Here is a 16,774-nt window from a genome sequence, read left to right as displayed (position 1 = left end):
GGTTTTCCTTTCTCGTTAACGTCCCAGGCCATGGCTGTGGCCTCGTTCGATCTGCAATTCGTTCAGCTCTGTCTCAGCCTCTCTTCGGCGTCCCTCGCTAGCCTCAAGCTCTCGTTCAACTGCGCGTCCAGCGCGCTGTAGGTCGCCGCTTTGTTCAACAAGTCCCGCAAGGCCGTCATTGATGCGGCCTGCGAACGAATGAGCAAGGTCACGCAGTCGGCCAAGCCAGCCAGTTGTGTCTCGATCCTGTTGGTCGAGCGTGTCTCCAAGCCGCTCAATTCTGCGGCTGAGGTTTCGCAGGCCGTCACCAACCGCTCGACGCAGGCGAGCAAGTCGCGTTCCAATGCTGTCAGGGGCGTCGTCATTCATCTCTCCTCGATCTTGATGCAGATGACCGGCGACCCCGCCAGCGTGCAGGTTTTCAACTCGGTCTTGGCGGGGTCCAGCGTCAGCCAGGTCTGTTCCCCCTGGTCGAACCGCGTCAGCCCCAGTTCCGTCAACTCCGAGCGTGTCAGCAGGGACGTCCAGAACCAGCTCGCGGCCATCATCGAGGCGATCCCCGTCGCGATCAGACCCGAGATCACGTAGGGAGAGATCGTCAGCCAGCGCTTGATCTGTTCTGTCCGCGTCTCGAACAAGCTCCTGTTCTCGTTCAGGAAGTTGCGCGTATCGCTCTTGATGATACGCTGCGCGTCGCTCGCAATGATCGTCAAATCGCTCCTGAAGCTCTCCAGCTGGGATGCCATCGAGGCGGCGTAGTCCCGGCGTATCGTGTCCAGCTCTGCGTTCAATTTCTCGCTCAGCCGGGTCGGCTTGCCAGTCTTCATGGAAAATCTCTCCTTTCAGGCGCCAGCGTTCGCCGGTCTCGGGGTCTTGGGCGGTCAAGTAGGCCTTGCCGACGCGGGGAAGGTCAAAGCCCGCATCGGCAAGGGCATCGAGCATGCTGGCGCGATCCTCGATCAGGCCCATGGAAATCTGATCGAGGATCCACGCATGCAGCTCGTCGCGGCCTTGGGCGCGGGTTGGGGCCTCGATGGTGTCACGAACCTCCTGGGCGCGTTCCAGCTCCATCGGATCGGCCCAGCCGTGGCGCTGGTTCATCAGGTCGCGCAGGCTGTCATAGGCGTCCTGGTAGCCCGGCGGCGCGATGTTGAGGCTGCGTCCGGTGGTCAGCTCAAGGCGCGGGGTGCAGAAGTGCAGCTCGACGCGGTCTTCGTGGCTGTGACGGACCCAGAGCATGTCGAATTGCTCGCCGTCCAACCCGGCGAAGGCCAGCCGCTCGAAGGCGTCCATGACTTCGGCTTGCTGAGCATTGCTGGGCGCGTCCTCTGCGGCAAAGCTGATCACGCCTGCGCGGTAGGTCCACTGGTGGCGGCTGGCGTCGATCAAAGCCTCTGTGCGGGTCGGATCACCGCGCAGCGCTTCGGGCAAGGGATCGCGCGTCACGGTCAGGGGCTGGCCGTCGGCATCGCGGACCAGGTCGCGGTTGCCGTCATAGGCCAGCACGCGCTCGGCCACGAGGTAGCAGACCGGCCCCGCGCCTGCACCCTTGCCGCTTGGGAAGAACTTGATCAGCACCGCCGCGCCTCTTCGAGGAGTTGGGCGAGCTGGCGTTCGATCACCAACAGGCGGCGCGCAACGGTCAGGCTGTCGAGGTCGGTGCGGCCCACCAGCATCGCGCGGTTCAACCAGCGTGCGATCTGGTTGAGGTTGCCACCGATGCGCCCCACGGCCAGCACAAGCGCCGGATCGACGCGCGGCACGGGCTTGCGGCGGCGCGCTTCGGTCAGGCCAAGCGCCTCGCGCAGGAGCGTTGCGGCGGGCAGGCCTGCTGCCTCGGCCTTGGCGCGCAGTAGGGCCTTCTCGGCTGCCGTGCAACGGAAGACGAAGGTCTCCGTCAGCGGCTCCTTTGCGCGGGCTTTTCCCGCGCCGGTGGGGTTCGAAGGGGAGGCTTGCCGCCCCTCGCAAGGTCCCGTGGCAGAAGCGCCAGCGTATGACATGGGTCGCCTTGCTGTTTCCTCAGACCGCATGGCGGTACTCCACGGTTGCCGACGTGTCGCGGATCAAATCTCTCAGCAATTGGAGCTGATCCTGCCATTCAGCGCTGCCCACCGGGGCCGGTGTTCGGGCAGGAAGCCAGAAGCCCAGGTGATGCTCGTGCGGCGATAATGGCAGGCTGCGTTCCAACGTGGTCATGCCTTCCCTGGCCAGCCGCTCATTCCAGTCCCGAACAAAGCAGATGCCCCTCGGGACAAAGACCAGGCGCTGGCCGTCCAGGGCTCGTTCTGAGCGCGTTCCGCCGGATTGCCCTTCATCGGGCAAATCCGGCGCGGACGCGCGCCCTTGTTCTTTTCTAAGTTCTTGTTCTCTGTTCGGGGGGCGATCCTGTCCCCCTTTGCCGGACAGGTCTGTCCCGCTTTGCGGACAGGATTGTCCCCCTTTGGCGCGGCTAAGCGGGACAACCTTGTCCCCCTCCCGGCGGCGCTCGGTGGCCCGTTTCAGGGCCGTTTCGGTCGGGCAGTAGCGAGAGGAATTACCCTTGTTGGTCCCGCGTTTGACGGTCAAGTAACCCGCCGCCTCGACCTTGTTCAGTGCGCGCTTGACCGATTTGGCGTGCTTGCCGATGGCCGCGCCGATGGTCTCGAAAGACGGGCGGCTCTCTCCGGTTTCATGGTCAGCATGGGCAAGCGCCAGGTAGAGCGCTACGCGCAGGGCGTTATCGTCCAGCTCGTGGTCGGTGACCATTTCCAGCAGGTATTGCAGCTTGATCTTGCAGAAGGGGAGAACCTCAGACATCGGCCCCTCCCGCGATTGCGATCGCGTCCGCGATCTGGTATCCATTCAGTGCAAACTTTTCGATTTGGCCGTTGACACGGGTGCCAGCCCAGTCAGCGGCCGTTCGGTTTCTGAGGGGGCTGGACTCACCGAAACCCGCCTCAAAAGCCGCATAATCCGGATCAAATCCGGACCGACCCTCAACGAGGGTCATAGCTAAACGGGTTAAGTATCTGGAATTATTGGTCGGAGTGAGAGGATTCGAACCTCCGGCCCCTGCCTCCCGAAGACAGTGCTCTACCAGGCTGAGCTACACTCCGACCGTGGCGCGCGGCATAGCTGAGGCCTGGGGCTTTGGCAATCCCCGAATTGGGACGATCAGGAGGCGATACAATCAGGCGGATCTCGCGCCGCCCAGCACGTGGCAGCGCCCCTTGACCCAAGGCATGCGATACGGCGCGGCATCCCTTGGCCACCGAATGCCCCGAAACCAGATTTCGGTCATCTGACTGTTTGCGCAACCCAACGCAGGCCAACACCGCCAGTTCGGAGCAATCAGGGACTTGGGCCGGGAGAGATAAGCGGCGCAGTTTCACGGCAGGCGCGGCACCGCCCCTCTCCTCAGGCTGGGAAAACGGCTCCATCGCCTCGAATGGTGTCAGAGGCTCGCATCCAGCGCCGCCAGAACCGCATCGCCCATCTGGGACGTGGTGACCGGCTCCACCCCTTCCTCCCCCAACAGATCCGCTGTGCGCTTTCCATCTGCCAGAACCTGCTCGACCGCACGTTCCAGACGATCCGCCTCACCACCGGCATCGAAAGAATAACGCAGCGCCATCGCAAAACTCAGGATACAGGCGATTGGGTTGGCCTTGCCCTGCCCCGCGATATCGGGGGCCGAACCATGCACCGGCTCATAAAGCGCCTTGGGTCGGCCATTGGCCATCGGCGCCCCGAGAGAGGCCGAAGGCAGCATACCCAACGATCCCGTCAGCATCGCCGCCAGATCCGACAAAAGATCGCCAAAGAGGTTATCGGTCACGATGACATCGAACTGTTTGGGCCAGCGGGTCAGCTGCATCGCTCCCGCATCGGCATACATATGGCTCAATTCGACCTCTGGGTAATCGGCACCGACGCGGGTCACGACCTCGCGCCACAGAATACCGCTTTCCATCACGTTGGCCTTTTCCATCGAGCAGAGCTTGTTACCCCGGCGCATGGCAAGCTCAAAGGCCGAGCGCGCGACCCGGTCGATCTCGCTCTCGGTGTAGCGCTGGGTATTGATGCCCACGCGTTCGTTGCCTTCCTCGATGATGCCGCGGGGCTCTCCGAAATAGACCCCACTGGTCAGCTCTCGCACGATCATGATGTCGAGACCCGCCACCACATCCTTTTTCAACGACGAGAAATCGGCCAGCGCATCAAAGCATTGGGCCGGGCGCAGATTGGCATAAAGATCCATCTCCTTGCGCAGCCGCAAGAGGCCACGCTCGGGCTTTACGCTGAAGTCCAGGGCATCGTATTTCGGACCACCGACAGCGCCCAGCAGGACCGCATCAACCTCTTGCGCGCGCGCCATCGTGTCGTCGTGCAATGGCGTGCCATGGGCATCGTAAGCTGCTCCGCCAACCAGATCCTCGCTTACGTCAAAGGCCATGCCACGCTTGGCGCCGTACCAGTCGATGATCCGCGTCACCTCGGCCATGACTTCGGGACCGATGCCATCACCGGCCAGGATCAGAAGCGAGGGGTTTGCCATGAGGATCTCCTTAAGAACAGTTGCATGCGGCCTATCCCGCCGGGGCCACAGGGTCAATATCATGGGGTGATCCGATCCGCGCGGGATCGGTTTATGGAGGCCTGTCCGATGTGTCAAAGACGGATGTGGCGGCCAACGCCTCGCGCCACTTCAGGCACCTGCCTCAGCCCCGGCGGCCCACACCCACCAAGACCACGCCGCCAAGGATGATGGCCCCGCAACCAATCCATGTCGCGATACCGGGCGTTTCCGTAAAAATCACAGCGCCCAACACCGCCGAGAAAAGCAGCCAGGAGTAATCGACAGGGGCAACGACCGAGAGCGGTGCCGACCGGTAGCCGCGAATGGTGCAGTATTGCGCGAGAACGCCCAAGGGCCCCAACGCGACACAGAGCAGCGCGGCCTCCCAAGAGGTAGGCTGCGAGCCCGCATATGCTGGCCACGCCATCAGGCCAAGACCAAATACAGTGACATAGAGCATCACGGTGAACGCACGTTCCGCCCGCCCGAGGACGCTTATGAGCACGCCCTCTACCGCAAAGAGTGTCGCACTTGCCAGTGTGGCCAGAGCAGGCAAGACTGACCAGCCGCCTTGAAAGGCGCCTTTGCCGAAGAGGATGATAGAGACGCCCGCGACAGAGACGACCACCGCGATCCAGTGTCTGGGGCTGACGCGTTCCTTCAGGACCACCATGCCGAGCAAAAGCGCAAGCACGCCATAAAGCATGCCGATTGCGGTTGCTTGGATCAACGGCATATTGGCGGACGCCCAGGTAATGGCCACGGCGGCGCCGCATCCGCTGACCGCTCTGGCAAAATGCACCAGCGGCTGGTTGCTCCGATGGGCACCGATCCCGCCTTGGCTCGGCACCAGAACCAGCAGCGTCAAAAGCGCACCGAAATACCGCAACACGGTAATCTGAAACGGATCCAATGCCCCATCGGCGAACTTGCCAGCGGCAAAAATGAGTGTCCACAAGGCTGTGCTCAGCAACACCCAGAGGATCGCCGGAAGATACGCCATTGGTGAATGTATCCTGGATTTCCACTTGTTCCTTGCGCAAGCTAGACGCACCTTTCCTACATCTTTCAAACGACAAATCATGAGTCTGGATGAGGTTTCCTCATGCATAGATCTGGCAAAATCTCCTTGAACGCCATTCGTGTGTTTGCGGTGGTCGCGGAATGCGGCAGCTTCAAATCCGCCGCCGTCCGAATGGGCGTGACGGCCGGTGCGGTCAGCCGACAGGTGCAGAACCTCGAAGCGGGGATGGGAGTTCTTCTGTTTCACCGCAGGAACAACGCAATCCACCTGACGGAGACGGGCGAGACCTTTCTGCGTCATGCAGGTCCGGGTCTGGCGATGCTTGACCGTTCGATAGAACGCGCAATGGGCGACGGCAACGACTTGACAGTGCAGGTTCCAACGACGCTGGCGACGCGATGGCTGATCCCTCTGCTGGAGGGGTTCAAGACCCGCTGGCCCGAGATCGCGGTCAGGGTAGAGACCTATAACAGCCCCGGCATGCCGATCCGGCGGCGCGCCGACGTGGTTATCGCCTATTGTCCAGCGGCTGCGTGGGGGCGCGACACCGAGATACTTCTCGAGGATCGCTGCCGTCCCTACCTGTCTCCGGGACTGTTGGCGCAAATCCCCGATACTAGCGATCTGGCAAACATCCCCGCCTTGCAATGCACCACCGGGAATTGGGATTGGACCGCCTGGCTGACTGACGCGGGCATGCCGGATGTCCAGCTCAGATATGCAGGGCATTTCGATCTCGATGACGTCGCCCTCCGCGCGAGCATCGGCGGTATGGGAATGACCCTGGCGCCGCAGTTCATTATCCGGGATGATGTGGACGCTGGTCGGCTATGCGCGCTTCCAAATGCCGCCGAGGGCCTTCTTGGATATTATACGCTGCACATCGAAAAACCCGTCACCGGCGCGACGGAGGTCTTTACCAAGTGGCTCAGAAAGCTGAAGTAGGTTCGCCGGTTTGGCCCTGCTTCAGTTTCCGGCCTGATCTGACCGCCCTCCGCACAGCGCCTCGGACAGCCCCTTGGCCAATCCGGACCAAACCCGATCCACACGCGGCGCGCGGCGCACCGCCCGATGGGCGGTCAGCCAGACGGGGAGGCGCGGGATTTTCAGGCCCAAGTCCAATTCCTCGACCCCTGGATCGGCGCGACCGACCGCAGCTTGGGTGAAGCCGATGCCACAACCCGCGCGTACCAGTTCCCAATAGGCAGGATGGTTGTCGCAGCGAACCGCGAAGTCCTCTGGGCCCGCCGACCAGCCAAGCTCGTGCATCCTGTCGATGATCAACGTCGAATGATCATATCCGACCAGATCATGCTCCCAGAACTCAGCAATCGTCTCGGGCAGACCGCGGCGTGCGATATAGCTGTGCGCGACAAAGGCCGCCATTTCCAGATCCGCCACATGGCGCGCCACCAGTTCCAACTGATTGGGGCGGTACATGCGGATTGCAATATCGGCCTCCCGAAACAACAGGTTCTCGCTGCTGTCATTGGGGATAGCGACAAGCTGGATCGCCGGATCTGTCTGCCGGATCTGGGCAATGATTGGCGGCAGAATATAATGGGCGACAAAAAGGCTGCACGCCACGCGGACGGTGCCTGTCTCGGTACCCGCTTGCGCCTCGGCCCTGAGCGCGATGGCGGCCATCGCCGCGCGCATCTGCTCGGCGGCGGGCCGCATCTGGGCCCCGATTTCGGTCAAAGCCAAACCGCGCGCGTGGCGGTGAAACAGCTCCACCTTCAGCCGGTCTTCCAGGGCTCTGATATGGCGCCCGATGGTTGGCTGGCTCTGCCCCAATTGCACGGCGGCAGCGGATAATGAGCCTGTTTCGGCCACCGCGAGGAAGCTTTGAACATGAGACCAATCGGTGAATACCAGATCGCGATCCATTCATTATTGAATACATAGGCTGCACCTTCATGCAATTTATTTATCACCAAAGCCGACCGATACTGCCAGGATCGAAATTCGCCACAAGGGATCGACCTTATGACACAAACCGTTCTCATTCTTGGCCGGACGGGCCGGTTCGGACGCAATGCCAGCGATGCCTTTGCCGCCGCGGGTTGGACGGTGCGCGGCTTTGACCGTGCCCGCGACGACCTAATGCAAGCCGCCCGGGGCGTGGATGTCATCGTCAACGGCTGGAACCCGCCTTATCCCCAGTGGGCGCGCGTCCTGCCCGATCTGCACGCGCGCGTGCGGGCCGCGGCCAAGGCGTCGGATGCGACAGTGATCTTGCCCGGCAATGTCTATGTGTTCGGCCCTCACACACCGATCCCCTGGGGAGCGGGCAGCCCTCATGCCGCAACCAACCCGTTGGGCCGCCTCCGGATCGAGATGGAACGCGCCTATGAGGGTGAGGGTGTCCGCACCATTTTGTTGCGTGCAGGCGATTTCCTGGATACCCGGACCTCGGGCAACTGGTTTGATCAGATCATGATCACGCGCCTGAAAAAGGGGCGGTTCACCTATCCCGGAAATCCCGATATCCCGCATGCTTGGGCGTATCTGCCCGATCTGACCCGCGCCGCCGAAGCGCTGGCCCGGATGCGCGAGAGCCTGCCCCGCTTTGCCGACATCCCGTTTCTCGGCTACACGCTGACCGGTCATAAGATCGCAGGCATGCTGTCTCAGATCACTGGACAACGTGTCCGGTTGAGGCGCATGAACTGGCTGCCATTGCAGGTGGCGCGTCCGGTTTGGCCGCTGGGGCGATGCCTGCTGGAAATGCGCTATCTCTGGGACACGCCGCACAGCCTTGACGGCACCCGATTCGAAGGGATCTTGCCTGGCTTTCAAAGGACCGAAGCCGAGGTCGCGCTGCGCACCGCGATTGGCAAATCATAGACCAAATGCGTCTCTAGCGCGCCAGGTCGATATCCACCCAGACGAGCCTGTGGCGACTGGCGGTCGACGCCGCCTCATGGCCAGGCTGCCCGACGTCAGGCCAGAACACGCCCGCACCCACAATCCTCAGATCGGATGCGGGCAAGACGTAATCCACCCGGAGACGCCCCACCCCCTCCCAATCTACGGTGTCCTGCGCGTTCGGACCCTCATGCCCTTGGTCCGGTGCCGCCGCCGCGCCTGCGCTGATCGGCTGCGGGTCTTGCAGACGCGGATCGTCGAGCAAGGCTCGCAACGCCTCGTGCCTCCCCTCGCTGTCGAATGGATCGAGCGTGGCTGCACCGGCGATCACGAATGGCCCTTCGGGCACTGGTCCCATATCGCCGTTCAGCAAATGGGTCCACAACCGGATCTCATCGGCATTCCGATGCCCGTTGCGATCCTCGGGCCCGTCAAAGACCGGTGGGCTGGCATGAAAGGTCATCACGGTGATCTGCTTGTCCGCCACCGCGATCGGCACAACCCAATGACCCGAGGACGACAGCCGCTGCACCGCCGCAACCTCTGCCGTTGGAAACGGCGTGCCGTCGGCGGTGACTGGGCGCGCGGCGCCGGGCAAATCCGCCCAGAGCAGCGACGTGAAATCGAGCACGGCGTCACTGTCGATGGGGTAACGTGACACGAGCGCCATTGCCCCCTGACCATAGAAGCGACCGAACCCCTGGGCATCCGATCCGTCCCCTGCGCGCCCGTCGCCATCCAGATCCAACCCGGTTTGCGCCCCCCGGTTCGTCGGCAATGCCAGGCGGTGCGGATAGGCGGCACCCGCCTCGGCCAACAAGTCGGAGAGGGCGGTCAACGCCTCAAGCCCAAAATCATAATCCAGACCTTGCAGCGCCAGGATGTCTGGGCGCACGGTTGCGATCACCTCGACAACGGCGCCGATCTGCGCGTCCTCTCCGCGCCTGATATCGCGCAGCAGGAGGCCCGGTCCATCCCGGGTCAGCTCGGCATTGAATGTGGCGATACGCAGCGTGTCTGCCTGCGCGCTCATCGGCCAGCACAGCGCCCCCAGGCACAGCGCGAGGCGCAGCCTCATGCGGCCTGTACGCCCTCGGCCTCGGCCACGGCATAGGCCCGGCGGCGCTTTTCCTCGATCAGCGACGCGATACGGGCCATCGCGATGCCGCGCATGATCATGCTGGCAGGCATGAACGCCCAGGCGCAAATCGTCCACACCAGCACATTGGCATCCGCCAGCCCGGCGGGATCGATCAGACCCGAACTCAGCTTGATTGCCGCGGGAATAATAAAGGGCAGGAGCACGCCAATAATGATGTTGACGCGCGCATCGGTGTAAAGCCTGTCAACCACGTCGCCGCCTGCCGTGGGATCGAAAAGCGGCAGGTTCGTCCAGACATTGAAAGCGCCGTTGCCGGTAGGCCAGCCCTTGACCCGCACCGCCAGAATGAATGCGATGATCGCCAGAAGGCAGATCGCATAGCCAACACCGGCCGCCGTTCGGACGCTCGTGAACAAATCGGCAGACGCGTCCGCAGGCAGCATCAAGACCAGAAGGCGCACCGGCGAATACGGAAAATCGAGCGTGTGCCCCACCAGCGCGCCGATACCGGCCAGGGCGGATGTAAACTCTGTCGAATGGATCGCGTTCTTGGCGATCAGGGTCAGCGTCACAACCGTGCCCGCAAAGGCAAGAAACCGCAGGCGGTTGAGCGGGGGTGCGTCCCGAAACTCCAGAATCGATGGAAAGACGGTATGGTATTCGGAAAACACGAAGATGCCCGCGACCAAGGCGATAAACACGATGATTTCAGGGCCGTTCGAGAGAGGACCGGTCAAAAGGAGCGCAGGCGTCGCAATGGTTGCGGCGATCAGTACCGCACGCAAAAGTGCTCCGGGGATCCGTCCCATCACGTTCCGCTCCTTTTCAAACTGGACAGGCGCGATGCGTTGCCGCGCCCTTTTCCATTTTGATGCCGCACGCACAGCTCTGCGATTGCGGTCTGCCTCAATTTTGTCACATTTGTGCCTTGTTTCAGCCGACCGCTCAACAGTGCAACCAGAAGGCCTCGGGATTACGGCAAATTCGTGGAGAAACTGGTGCGTCTTTGCATCAAATCCCACAAAGAAAGCGCTGAGAAACTGTGCAAACACAACATCTTGTGTCGCAAGGCCGATGGACGGCAAGACATCCGTTAATCCAGCGGTGCAAAACAAAGGCGGCCCCCGGCGGATTCTGCCGCCGGAGGTGCCCATCCATGACGTCAGACCCAGGGCCGGTCTGCGGTCGCCTTTGCCTCGAAACTGTCGATTGAGGCGGCTTTCTCCAGCGTCAGGCCGATATCGTCGAGACCGTTCAGCAGGCAGTGCTTTTTGAAGCTGTCGAGTTCAAAATGAAACACCTCGCCATCCGATGTGGTGACGGTTTGCGCCTCGAGGTCGATATCCATGCGGGCATTGGCACCCTTTTCGGCGTCTTTCATCAGCACATCGACCGCATCCTGTGGCAGGGCGATGGGCAGAATGCCGTTCTTGAAACAGTTATTGTAGAAGATATCGGCAAAGGACGGTGCGATGACGCAGCGGATGCCGAAATCCTTGATCGCCCAGGGGGCGTGTTCACGCGAGGATCCACAGCCGAAATTATCCCCTGCAACGAGGATCTCGGCTGAGCGATACTGCGGCTGGTTCAGCACGAAACCGGGGATCTCGTTGCCGTCGTCGTCATAGCGCATCTCGTCAAAGAGGTTCACGCCCAGACCCGACCGTTTGATGGTTTTGAGAAATTGCTTGGGGATGATCATGTCGGTGTCGACATTGACCATCGGCGTCGGGGCGGCGATGCCGGTGAGGGTGGTGAATTTGTCCATCGTCGTATCTCCTTGAAGGGTGGCGGGACAAGTCCCGCCCTACGGGGTGCGGTAGGGCGGGACTTGTCCCGCCACCCCCCTGTCACATCATCTCGCGCACATCTGTCAGCCGACCCGTAACGGCCGCCGCCGCCGCCATCGCGGGCGACATCAGATGGGTACGCCCGCCGCGTCCCTGACGGCCCTCGAAATTCCGGTTGGATGTTGCCGCACAGCGTTCACCCGGGGCCAGCTGATCGGGGTTCATCGCCAGACACATCGAACAGCCCGCAAGGCGCCATTCGAACCCGGCCTCCTTGAAGATATCAGCAAGGCCCTCCTCTTCGGCCTGCAGCCGGACAAGGCCGGAGCCTGGTACCACCATCGCGCGCAGGCCGTCCTTGATCTTCTTGCCCTTGAGGATCTCGGCCGCGGCGCGCAGATCCTCGATCCGTCCGTTTGTGCAGGAACCGATGAAGACGGTGTCGATCTCGATCTCCGCAAGCGGTGTGCCCGGTTTGAGGTCCATGTAGTCAAGCGAGCGTTGCGCGGCGCCGACCTTGCCGCCCTCAAAGCTGTCGGCGGCAGGCACGACGCCGGTGATCGGCAGCACGTCCTCGGGCGAGGTGCCCCAGGTCACGACCGGCGCGATGTCTTCGCCCTTGATCGTCACCACCTTGTCCCACTGCGCGTCGTCATCGGAATAGAGCGTTTTCCACCAGGCAAGTGCGGCTTCCCACTGCGCGCCCTTGGGCGCGTGAGGGCGGCCCATCACATAGTCAAAGGTCTTCTCGTCCGGTGCGATCAGCCCAGCCCGCGCGCCGCCTTCGATGGCCATGTTGCAGACGGTCATCCGGCCTTCCATGGAAAGATCCCGGATTGCCTCGCCGCAATATTCGATCACATAGCCGGTGCCGCCGGCGGTTCCGGTCTCTCCGATCACCGACAGCGTGATGTCCTTGGCGGTCACACCCGGGCGCAGCTTGCCGGTGATTTCGACCTTCATGTTCTTGGATTTTTTCTGGATCAGCGTCTGCGTGGCCAGCACATGTTCAACCTCGGACGTACCGATGCCATGGGCCAGCGCACCGAACGCGCCATGCGTCGCTGTGTGGCTGTCACCGCACACAACAGTCATGCCCGGCAGGGTCCAGCCCTGTTCGGGCCCCACGATATGGACGATACCCTGGCGCACATCCGACACAGGATAATAGTGAATGCCGAAATCCTTGGCGTTCTTGTCCAGCGCTGCGACCTGGATCGCGCTGTCTTCGGTCATGTTCTTGGGGTCGTCGCGCCCGGGCGTGGTGGGCACGTTGTGGTCGGGCACCGCGATGGTCTTGTCGGGTGCGCGCACACTGCGCCCTGCCATCCGCAATCCTTCAAAGGCCTGCGGGCTGGTAACCTCATGCACCAGATGGCGATCGATATACAGAAGGCAGGTGCCATCGTCGGCCTCGTGCGCGACATGGGCATCCCAGATTTTATCATAGAGCGTCTTGGGGGACATGGGTCTCTCCCTGGATGTGGGTCTTGAAAAAGCGGTCGTGGCGGGGGTGCGCGTCAGGAACGGGCCAGCACCGTGAGGATCGCGCCGTAGAAGCGTTCGCGCAGCCGCGCGCGATCATCCATATCAAAAAGCCAAGCCATACTATTGCGCTTACGTCTTTCCGCGAGTCGAGGCAAGAGGCGCGCACGGGACAAAAAAAACCGCGTGCCCGGTGATCCAAACAATTTTAATGATCGTATGACGCACATGGAACAATCATTGTCACCGCTCTTTGCCCTGTTGATCGCCACCCTCATCCTATTGGCGCTTGGGGTTCATGCCGTGTCGGCCGGGGATCCGGAATATGGATTGCAACTCCTCCCCCTGCCACCGGCGCTGGAGGCATCAAAGCACTAGGCAGACGCCGACTTGTCCGGTCGATCATTTGCGGGCACTCTGACAGACAGAGGGGCGCATGGACGAGCAGGCCACACCGGAAATTCAAAGTCTGACCCAAATGGCATTGGACCTTTGGGGTGACTTCCTGCTGTTCTTTCAGGGCATCATCACGCCCGGCTGGCGACAGAATCAGATCCTGATCATCCTGGCGCTTGTCGCGATAGCTTGGCTATTGCGCTATATCACCGATCCCCGGATCGAGGCCTGGGCCCGCACTAGGGAGGGCTGGGCCAAATGGCGCTATCGGATGCTGGTGCAGGTGCGCCGCCGGTTGATTCTGATCTTTTTCGCGATCAGTGCCTGGACCACGTACTTTGTCATGCAGGAGGTCACCTGGCCCTCGCGCAGCTATCTGATCGGGCTGGCCGCGACGCTCGCCACGGCCTGGCTCTTTATCGCGTTCGCCGCGCGCCTGGTGCGCAATCCGTTCCTGAGGCGGGTCGTGAAATGGGCGGTCTGGATCTATGCCACGCTTTACTACCTCAACCTGGTCGAACCGGTGTCGGACTTCCTCGACAGTCTGGCACTGACTGTGGGCGAGGTGCGGATCTCGGTCCTGACTGTGATCGTTGGCTTTGTGGTGATCGGGGTGGTGGTGACGGCTGCGCGGCTGATCTCCCAAACCACGGCCGCCAATATCCGCCGCAACGAGGATCTGTCGCCCTCCATGCAGGTACTGGCGGTGAAGGCCATTCAGGTGATCGTCTATGGGCTGGCAATCATCGTAGGCGTGCAATCGCTGGGGTTCGACCTGACGGGTCTTGCGGTTCTGTCGGGCGCCATCGGCGTGGGCTTGGGCTTCGGTCTGCAAAAGGTCGTCTCGAACCTGGTGTCGGGCGTCATCATCCTGCTGGATAAATCGATCAAGCCCGGTGATGTGATCTCGCTGGGCGACACATTCGGATGGATCCAGACGCTGGGGGCGCGTTATGCCTCGGTGGTCACCCGCGATGGCAAGGAATACCTGATCCCAAACGAGGATCTGATCACCGGACAGGTGGTCAACTGGTCACACTCCAACGAGTTTGTGCGGCTGGATATCTATTTCGGCACCGCTTATGGCGATGATCCGCATGCGGTGCGGCGCATCGCCATCGAGGCCGCGCAAAGCGTCGACCGTGTGCTGACAAACCCAAAGGCGCCGGTCTGCCATATTGTCGGGTTTGGCGACAGCAGTGTGGATTACATCCTGCGGTTCTGGATCCGCGATCCCACGCAGGGGCTGACCAATATCCGCGGCAATGTCTATCTCGCGCTCTGGGACGCGTTTGAGGATAACGGCATCTCGATCCCGTTCCCGCAACGCGAGGTGCGCGTGCTGGGGCATGAGGTCCTGCCGGACTGATCAAGGCGGCTCAATCGGTGGGCACCAGCTCTCTGGTCAGTTCGGAAAGCTGTCGGGCCCGTTCGGCTTCGGCCAGTTCGATCGCCCGACGGCTGCCATCCAGGGATATCGACCAGACGGTATCGCCGATGCGCAGCTCCCACGCGGTCGCGGATTTGAAGAGATCCACATCCTCATCCGTGATCGGAAAGGAATAGGCCTGACGGCCCGAACCCACCGGGGCGGTATCGAGCTCTTGCGCGCTCAGGTTCCGCTCGAACCGCTGCCCGCTGGGAGAAACCAGGACAGAGGTCAGGCGCTCGGCCGGATCAGGCGTGGGCAGAACGATCGACACGACGCCGTTCTCTTCTGGCAGGCCGAGATAGAGCATCGCAAAGATCTCATCCGCTTGGATGACCCCGGCCCCGTGCAGCCCGGCGACCCGGTCCGCAAACAGAACGCTCTCCCGGGTGATGTAATGCCACCGGTCGATGGGCTGGGCCTGCGACGCGGAAACTGTAAGGCCCCAGACAGCCGCTGCCGCCCGAAGGGCGTTGCCCACAGTGCGCAGCATGACATCCTCCCCCAAATGTCCCAACTCAAACCCGGGACCGTAACGCGCCCCGCGCCATTGAGCAACAATACCGCCGGATTGAGCGCGACGCGTAAACAGTGTTGGTCGATTCATTGAAATGTCACGCCGGTCTTGCTAGCTTGGGGCTATGGACGGCGCGGGATTGTCCCGAGCGCATCACAGGAGGACGGTAATCTGTCGATCCATACAGAGGCGGCACAGGCTGCTGATGACACGGCTGCACGCAGAGGTGCGAGCCGAACCGAAGCCACCAGCGAGACGCTGCTGGCCTCCATTCTTTCGCAACTTTCCGACGACAAGGCCGAGGAGATCGTGGAGATAGATCTGCGCGGGAAATCGGCCATTGGCGACTATATGATCATCTGCTCTGGCCGCTCCACGCGCCAGGTGGCGGCGATCGCGGAAAAGCTGGTAGACCGGGTCAAACAGGAGTTTGGCCGGATCGCGCGGGTCGAAGGCAAGGATACCGGCGATTGGGTGCTGATCGATACGGGCGATGTGATCGTGCATATCTTCCGTCCCGAAGTGCGCGCGTTCTACCAGCTGGAGAAAATGTGGTTACCTGCCGGAACTCCGGCGAATTGAGCCCGGCGCCACGCCGGATAGGGCGGAATGCGGATCCATATCTGTGCGGTTGGCCGAATGCGCCGCGGGCCGGAAAAGACACTTGTCGATGACTATCTGACACGGTTCGACCGGACCGGGCGATCCTTGGGTCTGAGCCTGGGACGTGTGGTGGAGCTTGAGGACCGCAAAGGCGGCGGCAAGGCCGCCGAGGCGGATCTGTTGCGCGCAGCCGTGCCCAAGGGCGCGGTCCTCTGCGCGCTGGACGAGCGTGGGCGGGTGATGACCTCTCCGGAGTTTGCGGATATGACCGCGCGCTGGCGCGATGACGGACACGGCGATCTGGCGTTTGTGATCGGCGGAGCCGACGGGATCGCCCCGGAATTGCGCAGCCAGGCGGATCAGCTGGTAAGCTTCGGTCGGATGGTCTGGCCGCACATGCTGGTCCGCGTGATGCTGGCCGAACAGATTTACCGCGCAGCATCGATCCTTGCCGGGAGCCCTTACCACCGGGTGTGATCCAGCGGCGCGCGCGATGCGCGCATTTCTTTTGATAATTTGGCGAGTGGGTGAACCGCAGTTCGACTGACCGGAGCAGCACCCGTGACCTCGGGTCCGTTCAGAGCGTTTGGACGGCGATCAGCGCAGGGATACGGTCCTGCGCACACGCCAGCCGTCGATGTTGCACCGCGCCTCGATCTGGATTTCCGCCGTGCCCGCGGGTATCCGCACACCTGACAATGACCGCGTGAAGGGTTGTTCGGTGACATGCGGGTGATGCAAGACGCGCAAGCCCAGTTCATTTCCCGCCATATCGAGGACCCGCCAGCTATCGGCATAGTGATCCCAGCCCGTGTCAGGGTGGCTGAGGGTGATGTCAAAACGCCAGCTATCCCCGGACTGGGCTACTGTCACAGCCTCAATCGCGGGCGGGTCAGCCAGAACCGGCACGGGTGTGGCGAGAAGCAGGGTTGCCAGCAGATATCTCATGCGCGCAGGCTATCTTGTGCAGCCAAGAACGACAGTCACTTTCCTGTGGGT

At 62.1% G+C, this 16,774-nt stretch carries 17 protein-coding genes and 1 tRNA gene; 5 read left to right on the top strand and 13 right to left on the bottom strand.

Annotation, left to right across the window (positions count from 1 at the left end):
- Nucleotides 1-15: 15 nt before the first annotated feature.
- The 6 genes from HEP69_RS04710 to HEP69_RS04685 all read right to left on the bottom strand — a co-directional run bounded on the left by HEP69_RS04710 (nt 16) and on the right by HEP69_RS04685 (nt 5,561).
- Nucleotides 16-1,578 carry a relaxase/mobilization nuclease domain-containing protein gene (locus HEP69_RS04710; RefSeq protein ID WP_290557368.1) on the bottom strand — a complete coding sequence of 521 codons (1,563 nt, stop codon included), beginning with the start codon at nt 1,576-1,578 and terminating at the stop codon, nt 16-18.
- Nucleotides 1,572-2,000, bottom strand: coding sequence for a plasmid mobilization relaxosome protein MobC (gene mobC / locus HEP69_RS04705; RefSeq protein WP_290557367.1), 429 nt, complete (start codon nt 1,998-2,000; stop codon nt 1,572-1,574). Before mobC ends, HEP69_RS04710 begins: the two co-directional genes overlap by 7 nt.
- 19 nt (nt 2,001-2,019) lie before the next feature.
- Entirely contained in the window at nt 2,020-2,796 is a 777-nt protein-coding gene (locus HEP69_RS04700) for a helix-turn-helix domain-containing protein (RefSeq protein ID WP_290557366.1), read from the bottom strand.
- Between the two features lie 222 nt (nt 2,797-3,018).
- Nucleotides 3,019-3,095, bottom strand: a tRNA-Pro gene (locus tag HEP69_RS04695).
- A gap of 338 nt (nt 3,096-3,433) precedes the next feature.
- The gene (gene leuB, locus HEP69_RS04690; protein ID WP_290557365.1) at nt 3,434-4,537 is read right to left on the bottom strand and encodes a 3-isopropylmalate dehydrogenase; all 1,104 of its coding nucleotides are present in this window, start codon (nt 4,535-4,537) and stop codon (nt 3,434-3,436) included.
- 163 nt (nt 4,538-4,700) lie between these two features.
- Nucleotides 4,701-5,561, bottom strand: coding sequence for a DMT family transporter (locus HEP69_RS04685; RefSeq protein WP_290557364.1), 861 nt, complete (start codon nt 5,559-5,561; stop codon nt 4,701-4,703).
- A 102-nt stretch (nt 5,562-5,663) separates the two neighbouring features.
- On the opposite strand from HEP69_RS04685, the gene HEP69_RS04680 reads away from it, so the two are divergent.
- On the top strand, nt 5,664-6,527 hold the full coding sequence (locus HEP69_RS04680) for a LysR substrate-binding domain-containing protein (RefSeq protein ID WP_290557363.1): 864 nt from the start codon (nt 5,664-5,666) through the stop codon (nt 6,525-6,527).
- 21 nt (nt 6,528-6,548) lie between these two features.
- Here HEP69_RS04680 and HEP69_RS04675 read toward each other — a convergent pair whose 3' ends face one another.
- Complete coding sequence (locus HEP69_RS04675; RefSeq protein ID WP_290557362.1) at nt 6,549-7,472, bottom strand: LysR family transcriptional regulator; 924 nt, start codon at nt 7,470-7,472, stop codon at nt 6,549-6,551.
- A gap of 99 nt (nt 7,473-7,571) precedes the next feature.
- Here HEP69_RS04675 and HEP69_RS04670 point away from each other — a divergent pair, with 99 nt between their 5' ends.
- Nucleotides 7,572-8,432: an epimerase gene (locus HEP69_RS04670; RefSeq protein ID WP_290557361.1), complete on the top strand. Its 861-nt coding sequence runs from the start codon at nt 7,572-7,574 to the stop codon at nt 8,430-8,432.
- 13 nt (nt 8,433-8,445) lie between these two features.
- Here the strand turns inward: HEP69_RS04670 and HEP69_RS04665 are convergent, their stop codons facing one another.
- From HEP69_RS04665 to leuC, 4 genes are all read right to left on the bottom strand, one after another.
- Nucleotides 8,446-9,531 carry an endonuclease/exonuclease/phosphatase family protein gene (locus HEP69_RS04665; protein ID WP_290557360.1) on the bottom strand — a complete coding sequence of 362 codons (1,086 nt, stop codon included), beginning with the start codon at nt 9,529-9,531 and terminating at the stop codon, nt 8,446-8,448.
- Complete coding sequence (locus tag HEP69_RS04660) at nt 9,528-10,364, bottom strand: hypothetical protein (RefSeq protein WP_366111300.1); 837 nt, start codon at nt 10,362-10,364, stop codon at nt 9,528-9,530. The genes HEP69_RS04665 and HEP69_RS04660 overlap by 4 nt, the downstream gene beginning before the upstream one ends.
- Nucleotides 10,365-10,717: 353 nt before the next feature.
- Nucleotides 10,718-11,323 (bottom strand): 3-isopropylmalate dehydratase small subunit, encoded by a 606-nt coding sequence (leuD, locus tag HEP69_RS04655; RefSeq protein WP_290557358.1) that lies wholly within the window; start codon nt 11,321-11,323, stop codon nt 10,718-10,720.
- Nucleotides 11,324-11,405: 82 nt separating this feature from the next.
- The gene (gene leuC / locus HEP69_RS04650) at nt 11,406-12,812 is read right to left on the bottom strand and encodes a 3-isopropylmalate dehydratase large subunit (protein WP_290557357.1); all 1,407 of its coding nucleotides are present in this window, start codon (nt 12,810-12,812) and stop codon (nt 11,406-11,408) included.
- Between the two features lie 496 nt (nt 12,813-13,308).
- On the opposite strand from leuC, the gene HEP69_RS04645 reads away from it, so the two are divergent.
- Nucleotides 13,309-14,595 carry a mechanosensitive ion channel domain-containing protein gene (locus tag HEP69_RS04645; RefSeq protein ID WP_290557405.1) on the top strand — a complete coding sequence of 429 codons (1,287 nt, stop codon included), beginning with the start codon at nt 13,309-13,311 and terminating at the stop codon, nt 14,593-14,595.
- Between the two features lie 10 nt (nt 14,596-14,605).
- On the opposite strand, the gene HEP69_RS04640 is transcribed toward HEP69_RS04645, so the two are convergent.
- A complete protein-coding gene (locus HEP69_RS04640; RefSeq protein WP_290557356.1) occupies nt 14,606-15,148 on the bottom strand; it encodes a hypothetical protein in 543 nt (180 codons plus the stop codon).
- A 282-nt stretch (nt 15,149-15,430) separates the two neighbouring features.
- Here HEP69_RS04640 and rsfS point away from each other — a divergent pair, with 282 nt between their 5' ends.
- Both rsfS and rlmH read left to right on the top strand, forming a co-directional pair.
- Nucleotides 15,431-15,754: a ribosome silencing factor gene (rsfS, locus tag HEP69_RS04635; RefSeq protein WP_366111301.1), complete on the top strand. Its 324-nt coding sequence runs from the start codon at nt 15,431-15,433 to the stop codon at nt 15,752-15,754.
- A 27-nt stretch (nt 15,755-15,781) separates the two neighbouring features.
- Nucleotides 15,782-16,252 carry a 23S rRNA (pseudouridine(1915)-N(3))-methyltransferase RlmH gene (gene rlmH, locus HEP69_RS04630; RefSeq protein WP_290557354.1) on the top strand — a complete coding sequence of 157 codons (471 nt, stop codon included), beginning with the start codon at nt 15,782-15,784 and terminating at the stop codon, nt 16,250-16,252.
- A 120-nt stretch (nt 16,253-16,372) separates the two neighbouring features.
- Here rlmH and HEP69_RS04625 read toward each other — a convergent pair whose 3' ends face one another.
- Entirely contained in the window at nt 16,373-16,723 is a 351-nt protein-coding gene (locus HEP69_RS04625) for a hypothetical protein (protein WP_290557353.1), read from the bottom strand.
- Nucleotides 16,724-16,774 lie beyond the last annotated feature (51 nt).

Source organism: Aestuariivita sp. (genome assembly GCF_021404545.1).
Classification (GTDB): domain Bacteria; phylum Pseudomonadota; class Alphaproteobacteria; order Rhodobacterales; family Rhodobacteraceae; genus Aestuariivita.
Note: the sequence above shows the minus strand (reverse complement) of the source record. Positions and strands in the feature narration are given on the sequence as shown.

Excerpts from the sequence above, each read along its gene's own strand:
- mobC (WP_290557367.1), bottom strand. The coding sequence starts at position 2,000 with ATGTCATACGCTGGCGCTTCTGCCACGGGACCTTGCGAGGGGCGGCAA.
- HEP69_RS04700 (WP_290557366.1), bottom strand. The coding sequence starts at position 2,796 with ATGTCTGAGGTTCTCCCCTTCTGCAAGATCAAGCTGCAATACCTGCTG.
- leuB (WP_290557365.1), bottom strand. The coding sequence starts at position 4,537 with ATGGCAAACCCCTCGCTTCTGATCCTGGCCGGTGATGGCATCGGTCCC.
- HEP69_RS04685 (WP_290557364.1), bottom strand. The coding sequence starts at position 5,561 with ATGGCGTATCTTCCGGCGATCCTCTGGGTGTTGCTGAGCACAGCCTTG.
- HEP69_RS04680 (WP_290557363.1), top strand. The coding sequence starts at position 5,664 with ATGCATAGATCTGGCAAAATCTCCTTGAACGCCATTCGTGTGTTTGCG.
- HEP69_RS04675 (WP_290557362.1), bottom strand. The coding sequence starts at position 7,472 with ATGGATCGCGATCTGGTATTCACCGATTGGTCTCATGTTCAAAGCTTC.
- HEP69_RS04670 (WP_290557361.1), top strand. The coding sequence starts at position 7,572 with ATGACACAAACCGTTCTCATTCTTGGCCGGACGGGCCGGTTCGGACGC.
- HEP69_RS04665 (WP_290557360.1), bottom strand. The coding sequence starts at position 9,531 with ATGAGGCTGCGCCTCGCGCTGTGCCTGGGGGCGCTGTGCTGGCCGATG.
- HEP69_RS04660 (WP_366111300.1), bottom strand. The coding sequence starts at position 10,364 with ATGGGACGGATCCCCGGAGCACTTTTGCGTGCGGTACTGATCGCCGCA.
- leuD (WP_290557358.1), bottom strand. The coding sequence starts at position 11,323 with ATGGACAAATTCACCACCCTCACCGGCATCGCCGCCCCGACGCCGATG.
- leuC (WP_290557357.1), bottom strand. The coding sequence starts at position 12,812 with ATGTCCCCCAAGACGCTCTATGATAAAATCTGGGATGCCCATGTCGCG.
- HEP69_RS04645 (WP_290557405.1), top strand. The coding sequence starts at position 13,309 with ATGGCATTGGACCTTTGGGGTGACTTCCTGCTGTTCTTTCAGGGCATC.
- HEP69_RS04640 (WP_290557356.1), bottom strand. The coding sequence starts at position 15,148 with ATGCTGCGCACTGTGGGCAACGCCCTTCGGGCGGCAGCGGCTGTCTGG.
- rlmH (WP_290557354.1), top strand. The coding sequence starts at position 15,782 with ATGCGGATCCATATCTGTGCGGTTGGCCGAATGCGCCGCGGGCCGGAA.
- HEP69_RS04625 (WP_290557353.1), bottom strand. The coding sequence starts at position 16,723 with ATGAGATATCTGCTGGCAACCCTGCTTCTCGCCACACCCGTGCCGGTT.